The sequence below is a fragment of the Paenibacillus sp. 2TAB19 genome, assembly GCF_052115185.1.
GTDB lineage: Bacteria > Bacillota > Bacilli > Paenibacillales > Paenibacillaceae > Pristimantibacillus.
Window position 1 is genome coordinate 15,229 of sequence record NZ_JBFRGE010000018.1, and the last position, 14,702, is coordinate 29,930.

The following is a 14,702-nucleotide window of genomic DNA, read 5'->3' on the forward strand; positions in this document are numbered from 1 at the left end:
TCCGTTTATAAGCCTGAAACTTATAAAATTCTTATATTTTAGAAAACGAAGAAAAAGGGCAACCGATCGTTTCATCGGAATGCCCTTCTCTAGTTTTTAGCCTTTATTACTTATATAGGCTCGCTTTTTCTTTCAGCAAAATGATAGACGCCTAGCCTTTGATCGGTCTCGCGAATCCGATGAATCAGCCGGCACAGATTACCCATCATATCGGCATCCCTCGTGGTCGAGGCGGCTTGATACAAGGTGTGGAGACAGCCTAGCGCGTGGTCCCTGTTGACTGCGCCATTCCTTAAATTACTTAGAACTTTCTCCGTCTCGGCATTAATGAACCATACGACACGCTGTTTTAAAGAAGAATTTTTCAACGATCAGCCCTCCGATGAATGTCATGAAGCTTACATTAATCAGTATAACGATCCTCTGCCAAAAACACTGTCGAAGAACGACGTCGAAAAACAACTTGTTTGGTTGGTTTTCTGCCAATAAAAGTCATTTATTTCAATTCGCTAACCGTTCCCCGCTGACGGGATGGAATGAAAGCCGATGCAAGCAGGACAAGCATGCTCACGGCGCCAAGCCATACCAGCACAGTGGTCGCATGGTTCATCGACAAGCCTTGGCCGAAGAAGAAGATTTCGCGCAATCCGTCGATCATGAAACGCATCGGAAGCCATGTCAGCACATAATCCTGATAGAACGAAGGCAGGAACTCAGCCGGCATATTAAGCAGCGGTCCCCCGAAGAATAAAAAGATCACGAAGATTGCCATCCCTTTGATGCCGATCAACGAAAATACGGCAGAAATCATTAGGAAGAAAGCAATGTAGCTGATCGCAAGGAATATGGCCGTTTCATTGAACTGCGGAATGTTAAGACCCCAGCTGTCAGCGAACCATGTGAAGCTATAGCCTGCTATTAAGGCGAGTACAATGCCGCAGATGACTTGCATAGCATTTACCTTTAGCTTCGCTATAGGGGATGTGAGCTTCAAGCTTTGTTTTACGAACAAGAAAATAATGCTGCCTACAATACTTGCCATCCATAGCGGCTGGAACAATGCGAAAGGCGCGTTGCCGCCCGCACTATGCGTACCTGTCACGTTCACATTCGTTACGTCTTTGACAATCGGCGCTGCCAGCGCTGCTGCTTGTTTCGTTGACACCGTTCCTCCCTGCTCATCGAAGAACGCTATCAGCTCGCTTTGCAGCTTCGCATTAACGCCGTCTACCATCTGATTCAGCGCTTGGCTTGCCATTGTTGAAGCCATCGTGCTCATCCCTTGATTGACGTATATGCTAATATGAGCTTGCGTCGGGTCAGGTGAGCGCAGTGAAGCTTGATTGCGGCTGAAGTCGGCAGGAATAACGAGCGCTGCGTAATATTGCTGATCGTTAAGGCCTGCTTGAACCTCTTCGTCACTACCAACGGCTACCCACTTGATCGGCGCCTCTTCATCTGTAGCGCTAGCCGCGGCTTGCGCATTCTGAATAATAAGCTCGCCCATGTTCACATTGCCTTGATTCGGGATGTCGACTCCTTCATCCTCGTTCACAATCGCGATCGGCAATTGCTTCGGTGCCGGATTAATGGAAGGAATAGACGTCAGGCTAAATATAAATAATACAGCAATAACGATAATCGGCAGTAATAATGTCAGTTTGTTTTTGAATAAATTCATGGTAAGCCTCTCCCTCTCTTATCTCAAAACTTTTCATTGATTGAACGTACGTTCAATTAAATGGCCCAAATAAATCCTTGAACGCCGGTTGTTGCTAGGCGGTTCAAGGATTCTATTGCTCCCATAAGGTGACGGTAAAATCGATCATCTCTTTAATATACTTTCCTTTGTCCTGCTCCTGCACGAATTCGATACCGATAATTTCGCTAAGGATAAGCTGCATGCCGGCGCCGACAACTTGCCTCGAAGCAAGATCGTAATTAAGCTCTCGAATCTCGCCCTTCTCATGCCGCGCTTGCAGGAACTCTCTGAAAAATTGCTTCTGTACTTGTATAAATCCGCTTAGCTTCTCTCGCTCTTCCTTCTCGAGCACATCGCTCTCGCGAATCAATATCCGAGCCGAATCCATATCTTCCATGAACAGCTCGTACATACGTCTGATCAACGCGACAAGTGCTTCACGGAGCGGTAATTGCTCGATATGTTTATTGACTAACGATATTTCCGTGAATCTCCGTTCGAAGCTTTCTTGAAGCAGCACCGATAATATTTCACGTTTGCCCCCAGGAAAATAATGATAAAGAATACCATCCCCCATGTTTAACTTCCGATTAATTGCACGTACGGGAGTGCCGTGATAGCCTTTCTCGGCGAACAGCGCTTTAGCTGTCTCAAGCAGCTTCTCTCTTGTTTCGGCTGCCTGTTCCTTGCGTGTGTTACGAGCCATGCTGATCACGTCCTCCTTTCATTCAACGTTCGTTTAACGAAATATTACGTCAAACCAGTTATAATGTCAACTCGTAATCCATCCTTTATTTATGACAACAGACGCCCGCCACATTGGCGGACGTCTGAATTTAATCAAGATTGCTTTGCCCGGAACCTGATTCCTGCTTACATTGTTCCTCCGCCTCGGCGGATATTAGCTGGAATCTGCTCAGGACCACGATTTATATTGTCATAAATAAACTGGGCGACTGCCCGTTCGTTGAAGCCGTCCAGCACCATCGTCTTCGTCCATGCCGTCACGACAAGCTCTGTGCCTTCTGGCAGCTCATCGTTAGGAACGGCTAGTACGCCAGCCCCTGCCTCACGGAACTTCGCTAAATATTGCAGCAGGTTTACTTGATCGTGAGTAGCGGATGGACGGTAATGGATAATAATGTCGCCATGCTCCAGATTGTGAACAAGCAGCTCGAAGTCCGGCCGTTCGCTATAGAAGCCGAATTTAATGTCATGCGGGCTATGCGGTCCCGAAGTCGGGATGCTCATCTCGTAATCGACTTTGCTGTCGGTATGATCCGCACCGAAATATTCGTCGGTTTTTACCACTATCTTCATATCGTAATTCAACTCTGCGACATCATATGTCTGCATCCACTTTGGCAAGTAATGTACAAACACGAGAATAAGCGCGACGACAATGAGCAAATGGCCTGATAGACGCCACTTCTTCACGGTCTGCTTCAACAAATTCCGCTCTTCCTTCTTCATTCGGTTGACATTTAATTTATTTTTGCGGGCGGCCAAAATATAACTTATGATGGCAATGATAAGGATAAGTCCTGCAGCATATAACCAAATTGCCGATTCCGAGCCTTGATTGTGCATATTAATATGAGTTTCCATAATCGGTTACAACACGACCTTTCTTTCGATAATTATGTCATTGCTAATACGGTCAGCGCCATAAGAAGCAGCAGCGCATAAACGGAAATGACGATTGCAGGCGTCTCCAGCTTAACCGGAATCGCTCGCTGCGGTTCAATAAGCTGGCGCAGCCTATAGTTGATAGCTTCATCAGAGAACGAGGCGAGAACGGGACTAGTCGAAGCGCTGCGGATGATGCCGCTGCTTTGCACCATTTTCAACAACGCGCCTCCAAGCCCAAGCTCCGAACCCGTTGCCTTGATGGCATGCTCGTCCGCTTGCAGCTCGCACATGATTTTGTAATTCGCATGCGACCATCGCGTTAACGGAATGAACCAAAGCGACTGCGCGATAAGCTGGAGCACAAATAGCTTCAATGCGTCATAGTTGTGACGATGGAACGCCTCATGCGCAATGACGGCCTCGAGCTCCTGCTCGTCCAGCAGTCCTACAAGTCCACTCGATAAGACGATCATCGGCTTACGAAATCCCATTGTGAACGCAAGCGGCTCCGCTCGGTCGATGACGATCATTGATGCACGCGACGAAACATGAAATCTATGCTTCAATTCCTCCGTATACTGGTGCATGTGAAGCGAAATCATTGCTGCTTTGAAGCGTGTTAAGCGTACGTATTGCTGGATTATTCGAATGAGTGCTATGAGCAGCATATGGATAATGAACGCATTCATTGCGTAAGTAATCAGGTTATAATACCACGATTGCTGCTTGAATAAGCTAAGACACAACTTGAAAATATTCAGATGCACATTCATTCCGAACATAAGATGAGCCGCATACATGCCGATCTGTCCAAGCACGACCAGAGCGATAAGTACGCTTAACGACAGGACGATATTCGACTTCGTTTTCCAACTTGTCATTGGCTGTCCTTCTTAAGCTGTCTTAACTTGGCCTCCAGCTGCTGAATCAACGACTCGTCAACGTCTTTAATCGCATCGAGCATGTGGTTAATGACGACGCCTCCGAACTCGTCAATCAAGTTCTCGGTCAGCTTCCTTGATTGCTCTTCGATGAAAATCTCCTTCGACTGGGTCGGACGATACAAGGAAAGCCTTCCTTGCAGTCTCCTCTGCAGTATGCCCTTCTCGACTAACCGATTCATCACGGTCATAACCGTATTGAAGTTAACGGGCTTGTCTTGTGCAAGCTTGTGCTGAACGTCTTTGATGCACAGCTCCTCCGCATCCCACAGCAGCTCCATCACTTTCGCTTCCAAGGAGCCAAAAAACCGGTTCAAACCGATTTCATCATATTTAAAATGATTGATTTTCATTCCGCTCCCCCTCCACTACACATTATAGTGCAACGACCTGCGCCAGTTCAAGCTGCTTCCTTTTAATAACATCTCACCTCTAATAATCCGACAAAATATCGCCATATTTGCAAAACGTCCTCCAATACTACTACAATAGTAATTAACAAATCTAAGGAGGCTTCCCACTATGAGCACATTTAAATCTTGGCTGCAGAGCAGCAAGCAAGGGCTGACCGATCAAGTTAAAAAGTTTAAAAATAAAGAATTTCTGGACGCAGTCGTGGCAGGATGCGCGATTGTAGCTGGAGCTGACGGCTCTATTGATTCCGCCGAGAAACAAAAAATGACCGGCTACATAAGCCGCAGCGAAGAATTAAAAGTATTCGATATGAGCGATGTCATTAACCGTTTCAACCATTTCGCCAGCAATATCGAATTTGACGGCATGATCGGCAAACAAGAAGCGCTTAAGGCGATTGCGAAGTTCCGCAGCAAGCCTGATGTCGCACGCGTCATCGTTGGCGTATGCAGCGCGATCGGCGCAGCGGACGGCAACTTCGATCCGCATGAGAAAGCAGCGGTTACCGATATTTGCAACGCGCTTGGTTTGAACCCTAGCGAATTCAGCTTGTAATCGTTATGGAATGAAGAAGAGCCCTTACGCTAGATAAAGCGTACGGGGCTCTTTTGGTTGATATTTATGGGATTAGAGCGTATAAATTTGAGATACTTTGCCATTCGTGAACGTTACGTATTGACTTAAGCCGTAACCCCACGTTTCGATCGTAATTCCGCTGCCGCTTACAACACTAGAGGAACTCGGATTTCCCCACGACAGTAAGACTTGATCCTTCGTCATGCCGACGCCGATTTTCTCGGCTTTGACCGCTGTCCATATTTTCGTGGACCAGTTATATTTTTTGTACGGATCATACGTCAACAGATAGTAATCTGTAGCTAGATACGATTCTACGGCACTGCTGCCATACAATACGCTTGACTTGACTTTAACGCCTTTCGTCGTTTGGAAAACAATTACGAAATCTTTTGATGCATCGGGAATGATATCAATAATCGTTAGTTTAATGAATCGGTCTGCACCTGGAACATGATTAGACCAATAAGACTTCCCAATGTACTTCGTTAAAGTGCCAAGCGCCTCTCTCTTCAGCACGTTCGCTGTTTCAGGCGTTTCGATTTTCATTTTGGCTGCGCCGAACAAGATCGTGATCGTCTTGTACTTGGCATCCCATTGCAGCTTAGCACCGAATACTTTCGTCAACAAGGCTGCCGGGAACACGGCTGTTCCGTTTGCCGTTTGAATCGGACCTCCGAGCACTACCTCCTTGTCATTCACGGTGGCTTTGGCTTCGCCTGACTTCAGCTTGATCGCCGTGCTTCCAACCTTGATATCGAATGTCTTCGACGCTGCTGTATACACAACTGTACCGCCGAGCGATTTGAAGACAGATTGGATAGGCACATAAGTTACATTCTTAATCTGCGCTGCATTTTTAAGGTTCGCGCTCAGACTTGTCGTTACAGTAAGCGTCTTCGCTGCAGTCCCGGATGTAACGGTAACTTTGGATACTCCGACGCCGAGTGCTTTAAACGTACCATTGCCAATAACTTTCAATAAATGCGGTTTGTCGATTTGTACAGTGGCTTGGCTCAAAGGCACTTTCTTCGTTTCACCTGTAGAATACGTCTCGGAAATTTCCGCTTTAATGCTATCTCCTACATTCGGAGTTAGATTAGATAGATCAAAAGTTAGATCAGCTACTTTTGGAATCTCAATCGGCTTCTCCAATCCATATTTGTACAATTTCCAATCTCCGCTATTAGTTAAGAAGTAAAAAGATTCATCATCTTTTAAAGCCGAAATCTGCTTCACATTTTTTATACCCGTAAGTTGCTTCTCTAGTTTATATCGGTATTCATAATCACCTGTTACCCACACAGTTCCATCCTTAAGAGTTACGAGAAGCTGTCCGTTGTCGGCAAATACGATACCCGATGCATCTGATGTCACCTTCTCAGGTATGATCTTCCATCCGTTCTCGTAATCGATATTTCTCTCATCATAAATCATGACTTCACCGCTGGAACTTAAAGTTGCGGTCCGCCCTTTATTGTATTCCATGACAGTAGCATCAATAGCAATAATAGATGCAGCGTCACTTAGAGTATAGTTTTCTTCCACGCCTGCTGCTGATAGTACCCCTGACTTTGTAAGGTAAGCAAGACTTCCTCCGCTTCCGCCGATTAGGCGAACATTAGAAGTCATTTTGTAACCATCGGTTGACCATAATGTGCCATCAGTCTTCAGATATGAACCATACACTAACTGGCTGATGCCTGTTTGTTTGGTGTCTACTGTCGGTTCAGTAATGTAATCCCAAGAAACAAGCTCTCCCTTTTTCGTTACACCAAAGCCCTCTTTGCCATATCCTACGATCTGCGCGATATCCAAATTTTTACGGATTGGGCCATTCGAGTTTTTCACCCAGATCGAACCGTCATCCAATAAAAAGTTGTCGTAAGCCACGCCTATTACTTTCGTACCAGTACTAGCTGCTAACGCTACAGTTCCGAGCGAAGCAACGGACAATACAGTTAAGCAAAAAACGACCAATATTGATAAATATCTCTTCAAATCTATCTCTCCTCACTTATGTAGTAGGAATATTGTACCATGTATGTAGCGTACAAGTAAGGAAAATTTCGGAATCTATAATTTCGATATCTTGCTTTTTTATTGAAAATGGCGTACAGAATGCACTCTTGGAGGGTATACTAAAGCAAGAGGTGAGCAGCATATGGAAACGTGGAATGATCAATTTGAGAGACGTCCTATTCAAGAGACAGGGGTATCACGGGTAGACTTAAGCGAAGAGAAATGGCAGGCAATCCTGCAGAACGATATCACCTATGACGGCAAGTTCTGGTACGCTGTCAAGACAACGTCCATCTTCTGCCGTCCATCTTGCAAATCTCGGCCCCCTAAGAAAGAAAATGTCCGCATCTTCATGGCACCCGAGCAAGCGTTAGCGGCACGATTCCGCCCGTGCAAGAGATGCAAGCCCACAGGCGAGAAGCTGCCGGACGACGAGTGGATCAGCCTTGTCTCGGAATATATGAACAGCCATTATAATGAAAACATCACGTTGGAGCTGTTGGCCGAGATTAGCCATAGCAGCCCCTTTCATTTGCAGCGTACGTTCAAGCGTCTTTGCGGCATAACTCCCACTGAGCATATGCAGCAGTTGCGAATGGAGCATGCCAAAAGATGGCTTGCCGAATCCGATCTTAAAATTGCCGACATCGGCTTGCAGGTTGGAATGACCAATACGCCATATTTCGTCACCTTATTCAAACAGAAGGTCGGCTGTACGCCTGCAGTTTATCGGCGACAGTACAAGAAAGGGGATAACATTCATGAAAGCTGACAACCATTCATCTATCTATTGGTCGCTATTATCAGTAGACGATTGGAAGCTTCATCTAGCAGCTACACCCATAGGACTTTGCTATATTGGCTCGCAAAATCAATCGCTGGATGAGATATCCCTTTGGGCTAGCAAGAAGTTCCCCGGCAGCGCGCTCGTACAAGATGATAAAATGCTGGAGTCATACAAAACGATATTAATTGGTTATCTGCGAGGTACGGTGGACAGCGTCGACATGCCGCTCGACCTGCGAGGAACTGCTTTCCAATTGGACGTGTGGAAAGCGTTATGCGAAATACCGTATGGACAAACTTCGTCGTATTCGGAAATCGCCAGCCGCATCAACAAGCCTTCTGCCGTACGGGCCGTGGGCACCGCGATCGGAGCTAATCCCGTCCTCATTACTGTCCCTTGTCATCGGGTAATTGGCAAGAACGGCTCGCTAACCGGTTTCCGTGGCGGCCTTAGCATGAAGTCAGCGTTGCTCGAACTAGAGCAGAGTCGTTCCGGCATCGATAACAATACGAAGGAACACATCGTACATGGCTAACGAGACTTACAAGCGCACGCATCCGAAAACCATTTTGAACAAAGGAACCGGTTATCTATCGGGATACAGCCATACGCTTAATCCGTATGCAGGCTGCTCTTTCAGCTGCTCATACTGTTATGTACGCCAAATGCCGATCTCCCTCTTCCGGCAGGAAGCATGGGGATCATGGGTAGATATTAAGCAGGACGCGGCGAAGCTGCTCCGCAAGGAGCTAGCGATTGCGAAGCGCAAAGGGCCTGTGACGATCTTCATGTCCACGAGCACCGATCCTTATCAGCCCGTCGAGCACAAAGAAGGCGTCACCCGATCCTTGCTGGAAGCAATGGTCGATGAACCGCCTGATTTCTTGTTCGTGCAGACGCGGAGTCCGCTTGTGCGCCGCGATATTGATTTGTTCGCTCAGCTTGGAGATCGCGTGCGGATCAGCATGACGATAGAGACGGATATCGAGGATATCCGCAAGCAATTTACGCCGGAAGCTCCGCCGATTGCGGCGAGGCTGAAGACGCTGCAGCTCCTCCGAGACGCCGGCATTCCTGCGCAAGCGACCATCGCGCCAATTCTCCCAAGCAGCGAGATGTTCCCCAAGCTGCTAAAGCCGCTCGTTAATCGCGTATGTATCGACGACTACTATATGGGCGACGGAAGCGGAGGCAAACGAACGAAGTCTATCGGTATGGAATCGATCTATGCCCGATTAGGACTCGAGAATTGGTACAAACCGGACGCCTATCGGTTCGTCTATGATCGCTTCATCGAAATATTTCCCGCCGAACAAGTATATATAAGCCAAAGAGGCTTTGAGCCTTAAAAAAGCTTATTCGGAAGATAGCTTCCACAAATAGATCGATGCGACTGTACCGAAGGGCGAATAGAACGTACGATACTCGTCGAACTGCTTTTTGGACAGCTCGCTTAAGCCGTATAACCTCATCATTCCCTTGCGGATCGCCGCATCGCCCCAGCTTACGATATCCGGCCGCTCCAAGGCATGAATAAGCAGCATCTCTGCCGTCCATTGCCCGACACCTTTAAGGGACGTAAGCCTCGCTGCAACCTCGGCATCCGGCATGTCATTAAGCTCTTCCAATTGCAATTCGCCGTGCACAATCGCGCTCGCAATCGCATGGATATTCTCAGCCTTCCTCATGGACAACCCGCAGCTCTTGATCGCTTCTACCGTATGCTGTGCCAGATTGTTTGGGGTCATCGCACCGAGGCGCTCCTGCATTCTGGCCCAAATCGTATCAGCAGCCTTAACCGATATCAGCTGACCGACCATCGCTTCCACGAGGGATGCGAATAAATCAGGAGTAACCTCGCGCTGCGGCAAGCCTAATCGATCAATCGCCGCACCTAATACAGGATCGGCTTTCCTTAAGTAATCCAGCTCGCGCTGTCCGTAATCAAAGTTTTTTTTATTAGCAGTCTCCAATGGTATCTGCCTCCTCATCACAAGTATACCGAATATGACTACACTATAACGCTTCGGAGGCTTGTTGTGCGGCTATTCGAATAGAATAGCAACATTTTGTAATCGAACGCTACAGCTTCCGAGCCGCTTCGCAGAATTGCTCCAGCGCCTGGGTGAGCAGCGATCTTGGGCAAGCCAGGTTAATCCGCAGCCAGCCCGCTCCATCCTCGCCGAAGCCGGAGCCTTCGTTGAAAGCTACCTTCGCCTGATGGAACATAAGCTCCTTCAAGCCGCGCGAATCTAGACCAAGCGATCGGCAATCCACCCAGAGCAAGTATGTCGCGTCAGGCATCATCGTCTTCACTTGCGGAAGATGCTCGGCTAAATATTGATTAGCAAATTCGATATTCCCCTCGATATATACGAGAAGCTCATCCAGCCATGCCTCTCCTTCATTAAACGCCGTCTCTACTGCGTCTTCGGCGAAATGGTTCGCATTCCGGAGGCCAAGCAGCTTCAAGCGCTGATCCATTCTACGCCTGGAGGAGGCATTCGAAATAACCATGAATGACGTGTGAAGACCTGGGAGATTGAACGTCTTTGTAGCCGAAAGACAAGTAATCGTAATGTCTGCGAGCTCTGGAGACAACGATGCGAATGCAGTATGACGATTCCCCGAATGAACGAGGTCGGCATGTATTTCGTCGGATACGACCGTAACCCCATAACGCAGACAAAGATCGCCTAATCGGCGCAATTCATCCTCGTTCCAGACGCGCCCGCCCGGATTATGAGGACTGCAAAGCAGAAGCAGCTTTGCACCGGCTTGGAACATTGCTTCCATGCCGTCGAAGTCCATTTCATACCGATTTTTGACGACGCGCAGCGAGCTTGCCCCAACCACACGGTCGTTGCCCCGAATCACTTCATAGAACGGGTAGTACACCGGCGTCTGAATGACAACCGTATCGCCTGGCTCGCTGAACAGCTGAACGGCTAAGCTTAGCGAAGTGACAACGCTTGGCGAGTCGACGATCCAGTCATTCTGAATGGTCCATTCATGCCGGCGGCTGTACCAGCTAACGATCGCTTCATGATAGCTGTCTGTTCGAACGGAATAGCCGTAAGACCCTAACTGGGCACGTTCCACGAGACGTTTTGTGATCGCAGGTACAGTTAAGAAATCCATATCCGCAACCCATAAAGGAAGGAGATCCTTCGCGCCGAACATCGCTTCCGCATGATCCCATTTAAAAGAACGCGTATTTTTACGATTCACGATTTGGTCAAATTGATTGTTGGCTGCCATGTAGCTTCACCAGTCTTTCTTCATAAAGTATGTCTTAATCATAGTGCTTCTTGCCGTAAAAGAAAATAGAGAGCAGCAGCGCCGCTCCCTAATGAATTATACCGTATATTTGCGAACCGCTGGCAATATAACCGTTGCAATCAGCTCAAGATTACGAGTCAACACTTCAAAGGATACGCCGCCAAAATCCATTTGCGCGATATACCGTTGATGGCCGAACAGCTCATGCTGATACAATATTTTCTCAATAATTTGCTGTGGACTGCCCACCATCATAGCATCCTTTACATCTGAGCCTTGGGCAAAATGCTGCATCGGGTAGCTTCTTCCGTTAATAAGCTCCATTCCTTTGTTCACATGAGGATAGGCCTCGCTAAGCGCCTGCTGCGTCGTATCAGCGACGTGGAATAAGCCCGCGGTCGCTACCGGCAGCCCCGCAGCGTCATGTCCGCTCCGTGAAGCGGCCTCCCGATAAGCATCGATCGATCGCTTGAAGCTCGTCGCGGGACCGCCGAGTGTAGCCAACATCATCGGAACGCCTGCGGCACCAGCCTTAATCGCGCTTTCCGGCGGTCCCCCTACCGCTCGCCAGATCGGCAGCTTACCGCCGCGAGGGCGGGGATATACGTTGGCATCGTTGAGCGGAGCTCGGAACTGGCCTTTCCACGTAACTGATTGCTCTTCGTTGTTAATCTTTACAAGCAGATCGAACTTCTCTTCGAATAAAGCTTCGTAATCGCGCACGTTATAGCCTAACAACTCGAACAACCCGATACGGGAAGCGCGGCCGGCAATAATTTCTGCACGCCCCTTCGAGATCAGATCGATTGTCGCGAAGTCCTCATAGACGCGGACAGGGTCAGACGTGCTTATAATCGTGGACGAGCTTCCGATCTTAATATTGTTCGTTGCTTGAGCGATTGCGCCAAGCACGACAGAATGCGCCTGGGTAGTGAAGTACTCCTGGTGGCTCTCGCCAACGCTAAAGAAATCAAGTCCGGCCTCATCAGCCAGCTTCGCCAATTCAATAATCTCGTGAATCCGTTGCTCTGCGGATATCCGTTTGCCCGTATGAGGATCCGGAATATGGTCTCCGAGCGTATATAAACCAAATTCCAGGCCTTTGCTCTTATTCAATCGATATGATTCCATGCTGATTAGCCCTTCTTTCTTCTTGGTTGCATGAGTATAATCTTGCTGCTTTTCTCATGGGCTAATCTTATACCATTGCTATTCAAATTGTAAGTATGCACTTATAAGTGTTATAGTATCCAAAAAGATACTAATGGAGGCCCTATGAAGATCCAGCCCGAGCTCTGCAAAGTGGAAGACGCACTTTCGATAATCGTAGGCAAGTGGAAGACGAGCATTTTGCTGCATCTCATCTCCACAGGCACGATGCGCTATGGCGAAATCAAGAAAGCCATGGGCACTATAACGCCCAAAATGCTAACCACCCAACTAAAAGAACTCGAGGAAGAAGGAATCATCCAGCGCGTCGTCTTTCCTCAGGTACCGCCTAAGGTTGAGTACTCGATGACGGAATACGGCATGACTCTTGAGCCGATATTGACAGCTCTTCATAATTGGAGCGCAGCGCATCCGTCGCACAAAGCCAGGACAAACTCTACACAGACTACAAATCAATGATGGAGCCTCATGACCTAATTGGGCTAGAAAGTATATCTGTTTCGGATAAACAAGCCTTCTTGAGAGCGGCAATAGACGGCGGTTGTGTTTGGAGTAGGCGGGGTTGCAGACATAGTAAGATGGGGAAGCCATCCCAACAGCCTACTGGCTATTGGGATGGCTCTTCTTGATGCTTGCTGCTATTGCAGAACGACGCTGTCTACATAGACGGAAGTTGCTCCGCTCGAGTTGCTCGGCGACATATATAGAATACCGATTTCCCTTACATCGCCGAGATTAGCGACCCCGCTAAGGCTTAGCGTAACGGTTGTCGCCGAGGACGAATTGATGTTTACGGTTGGCGATTCATACCAAGTATAGCTTGATCCGGTCTTGATGAACAACTTCGCCTGCAGGCCGCTTCCGAAGGTCCCCCAAGCTGCATGCTTCACTTTGGCGGTGACGGAGCTTTTGCCGCTAAAGTTATTCGCGCCTGTATACTTGAGCGTGAATTGGCCGCCGCTGCCAAGCGTGACATCCGCCTTCAAGGAGCTGCTGCCGCTTGTCGCCCATTCCGTTACTGACCATGGTCCGCCGCCTGCATTAAGTGCTGACCATCCTTGAATATTGCCGCTTTCAAAATCATATAACGTCGAGCTGCTGCCGCCACCTCCGCTGTTGAACACCGTAGCCTTCACGGAAGTCGCCTGAATGCCGTTCGTACCATTAACGACGAGGTTCCCCCACGAAGTGAGCGTCTGCCAATCGCTTGTCGTCATATCGAGCCATGAATTGGAGGAATCATTCCCCGTCCAAGACCAAGCCATATATCCAATTCCTTTGGCCTGAGATTGGTTCAACACCTCTTGCGCATTCACTTGGCTGCCTAGGTTGTTGTTGCCGTTATTGTAATTGTAGCCGAATTCCCCGATCATCACAGCGAGTCCCAGGTTTTTAATATTTTGCAGCTCCGTGCCGATGCTGCTTGCATTGTTCCACGAGCCGTACATATGGATGGAGAACATCACGTTATGATCCGGGTCATGCGTCAGCAAAGCATTGCCGTACGCTTTGATCGGCGATGCATTCTGTCCCCATCCCGATCCGTCGACAACGATCGTATTGTGGATGCCCGCATTCCGAATCGTCGATATAGCAGTCTTGTATGCATCTCGCCAGGCAGTATCGGCCAAGTCGTTGCCGCCCCATTCATTGGCGATATTCACGAGGACGTATTTCTCGTTATTGTTAAGTATCGTCTTTACAGCGCTTTGGGTAAAGTACTGCGCCATTTGATTAAGCAGCGTGGCGCTGTTCGAACCCGTTGCATCGTGAAGCTCCACGATGGCGATCATCCCAAGCTCCTTGCAACGGTCGATTATTTGTTGGAGACGCGTTGCCGAACCGCTCGTCTGCCATACGATACGCACAGCATTCGCTTTGTTATTCGCAATAGTCGTCAATGCCGAATAAGCTTGTGTGTCGAACCAAATATGCGGGTTATTGACGCCGCGAATTACGAAGTTATTCCCGTTGGCATCCTTCAGATTGGTTCCGCTTACATAAAATCCGTTAGCGGCATGTGTCGGCTGCGGTGCGACGAAAGGTATGGTTAAAGCGAGTAATACGGTAAACATAAACGTTAGCTTCCACCTGCGAGTGATCATCAACATTTTTACTAAATCCCTCCTCTTATGGTTAGGAACGACAACCGCCGTCCATATGAGAAGTATAACTT

Annotated in this window: 16 protein-coding genes; 5 read left to right on the forward strand and 11 right to left on the reverse strand. The window is 48.2% G+C overall.

What is annotated here, in order from left to right; all coding sequences use genetic code 11:
• Positions 1-110 precede the first annotated feature (110 nt).
• From AB4Z33_RS10520 to AB4Z33_RS10545, 6 genes are all read right to left on the reverse strand, one after another.
• Positions 111-368 (reverse strand): hypothetical protein, encoded by a 258-nt coding sequence (locus tag AB4Z33_RS10520; protein WP_442049885.1) that lies wholly within the window; start codon positions 366-368, stop codon positions 111-113.
• A gap of 128 nt (positions 369-496) precedes the next feature.
• Positions 497-1,681, reverse strand: coding sequence for a YhgE/Pip domain-containing protein (locus AB4Z33_RS10525; protein ID WP_442049886.1), 1,185 nt, complete (start codon positions 1,679-1,681; stop codon positions 497-499).
• A 112-nt stretch (positions 1,682-1,793) separates the two neighbouring features.
• Positions 1,794-2,408, reverse strand: coding sequence for a TetR/AcrR family transcriptional regulator (locus AB4Z33_RS10530; RefSeq protein WP_442049887.1), 615 nt, complete (start codon positions 2,406-2,408; stop codon positions 1,794-1,796).
• A 167-nt stretch (positions 2,409-2,575) separates the two neighbouring features.
• Positions 2,576-3,292 carry a DUF3105 domain-containing protein gene (locus AB4Z33_RS10535; protein WP_442049888.1) on the reverse strand — a complete coding sequence of 239 codons (717 nt, stop codon included), beginning with the start codon at positions 3,290-3,292 and terminating at the stop codon, positions 2,576-2,578.
• Between the two features lie 50 nt (positions 3,293-3,342).
• Entirely contained in the window at positions 3,343-4,215 is an 873-nt protein-coding gene (locus AB4Z33_RS10540) for a M56 family metallopeptidase (RefSeq protein ID WP_442049889.1), read from the reverse strand.
• A complete protein-coding gene (locus tag AB4Z33_RS10545; protein WP_442049890.1) occupies positions 4,212-4,628 on the reverse strand; it encodes a BlaI/MecI/CopY family transcriptional regulator in 417 nt (138 codons plus the stop codon). Before AB4Z33_RS10545 ends, AB4Z33_RS10540 begins: the two co-directional genes overlap by 4 nt.
• A gap of 169 nt (positions 4,629-4,797) precedes the next feature.
• On the opposite strand from AB4Z33_RS10545, the gene AB4Z33_RS10550 reads away from it, so the two are divergent.
• Positions 4,798-5,244: a tellurite resistance TerB family protein gene (locus tag AB4Z33_RS10550; RefSeq protein ID WP_337098446.1), complete on the forward strand. Its 447-nt coding sequence runs from the start codon at positions 4,798-4,800 to the stop codon at positions 5,242-5,244.
• A 72-nt stretch (positions 5,245-5,316) separates the two neighbouring features.
• Here AB4Z33_RS10550 and AB4Z33_RS10555 read toward each other — a convergent pair whose 3' ends face one another.
• A complete protein-coding gene (locus tag AB4Z33_RS10555) occupies positions 5,317-7,266 on the reverse strand; it encodes a stalk domain-containing protein (protein ID WP_442049891.1) in 1,950 nt (649 codons plus the stop codon).
• A gap of 163 nt (positions 7,267-7,429) precedes the next feature.
• Between AB4Z33_RS10555 and AB4Z33_RS10560 the strand changes: the two genes are divergently transcribed.
• Genes AB4Z33_RS10560 through AB4Z33_RS10570 form a run of 3 tightly spaced genes read left to right on the forward strand, consistent with a single transcriptional unit; the run spans position 7,430 to position 9,423 of the window.
• The gene (locus AB4Z33_RS10560; protein ID WP_442049892.1) at positions 7,430-8,059 is read left to right on the forward strand and encodes a bifunctional transcriptional activator/DNA repair enzyme AdaA; all 630 of its coding nucleotides are present in this window, start codon (positions 7,430-7,432) and stop codon (positions 8,057-8,059) included.
• The gene (locus AB4Z33_RS10565) at positions 8,049-8,609 is read left to right on the forward strand and encodes a methylated-DNA--[protein]-cysteine S-methyltransferase (protein ID WP_442049893.1); all 561 of its coding nucleotides are present in this window, start codon (positions 8,049-8,051) and stop codon (positions 8,607-8,609) included. The genes AB4Z33_RS10560 and AB4Z33_RS10565 overlap by 11 nt, the downstream gene beginning before the upstream one ends.
• Entirely contained in the window at positions 8,602-9,423 is an 822-nt protein-coding gene (locus AB4Z33_RS10570; RefSeq protein ID WP_442049894.1) for an SPL family radical SAM protein, read from the forward strand. Before AB4Z33_RS10565 ends, AB4Z33_RS10570 begins: the two co-directional genes overlap by 8 nt.
• A gap of 6 nt (positions 9,424-9,429) precedes the next feature.
• Here the strand turns inward: AB4Z33_RS10570 and AB4Z33_RS10575 are convergent, their stop codons facing one another.
• From AB4Z33_RS10575 to AB4Z33_RS10585, 3 genes are all read right to left on the reverse strand, one after another.
• Positions 9,430-10,047, reverse strand: a complete 618-nt coding sequence (locus tag AB4Z33_RS10575) for a DNA-3-methyladenine glycosylase family protein (protein WP_442049895.1) — start codon at positions 10,045-10,047, stop codon at positions 9,430-9,432.
• A gap of 109 nt (positions 10,048-10,156) precedes the next feature.
• Entirely contained in the window at positions 10,157-11,335 is a 1,179-nt protein-coding gene (locus tag AB4Z33_RS10580) for a MalY/PatB family protein (RefSeq protein ID WP_442049896.1), read from the reverse strand.
• A gap of 96 nt (positions 11,336-11,431) precedes the next feature.
• Positions 11,432-12,487: an LLM class flavin-dependent oxidoreductase gene (locus AB4Z33_RS10585; protein WP_442049897.1), complete on the reverse strand. Its 1,056-nt coding sequence runs from the start codon at positions 12,485-12,487 to the stop codon at positions 11,432-11,434.
• 144 nt (positions 12,488-12,631) lie between these two features.
• Here AB4Z33_RS10585 and AB4Z33_RS10590 point away from each other — a divergent pair, with 144 nt between their 5' ends.
• Positions 12,632-12,985 (forward strand): winged helix-turn-helix transcriptional regulator, encoded by a 354-nt coding sequence (locus tag AB4Z33_RS10590; RefSeq protein WP_442049898.1) that lies wholly within the window; start codon positions 12,632-12,634, stop codon positions 12,983-12,985.
• A 179-nt stretch (positions 12,986-13,164) separates the two neighbouring features.
• Here AB4Z33_RS10590 and AB4Z33_RS10595 read toward each other — a convergent pair whose 3' ends face one another.
• Complete coding sequence (locus AB4Z33_RS10595) at positions 13,165-14,637, reverse strand: glycoside hydrolase family 5 protein (RefSeq protein WP_442049899.1); 1,473 nt, start codon at positions 14,635-14,637, stop codon at positions 13,165-13,167.
• Positions 14,638-14,702 lie beyond the last annotated feature (65 nt).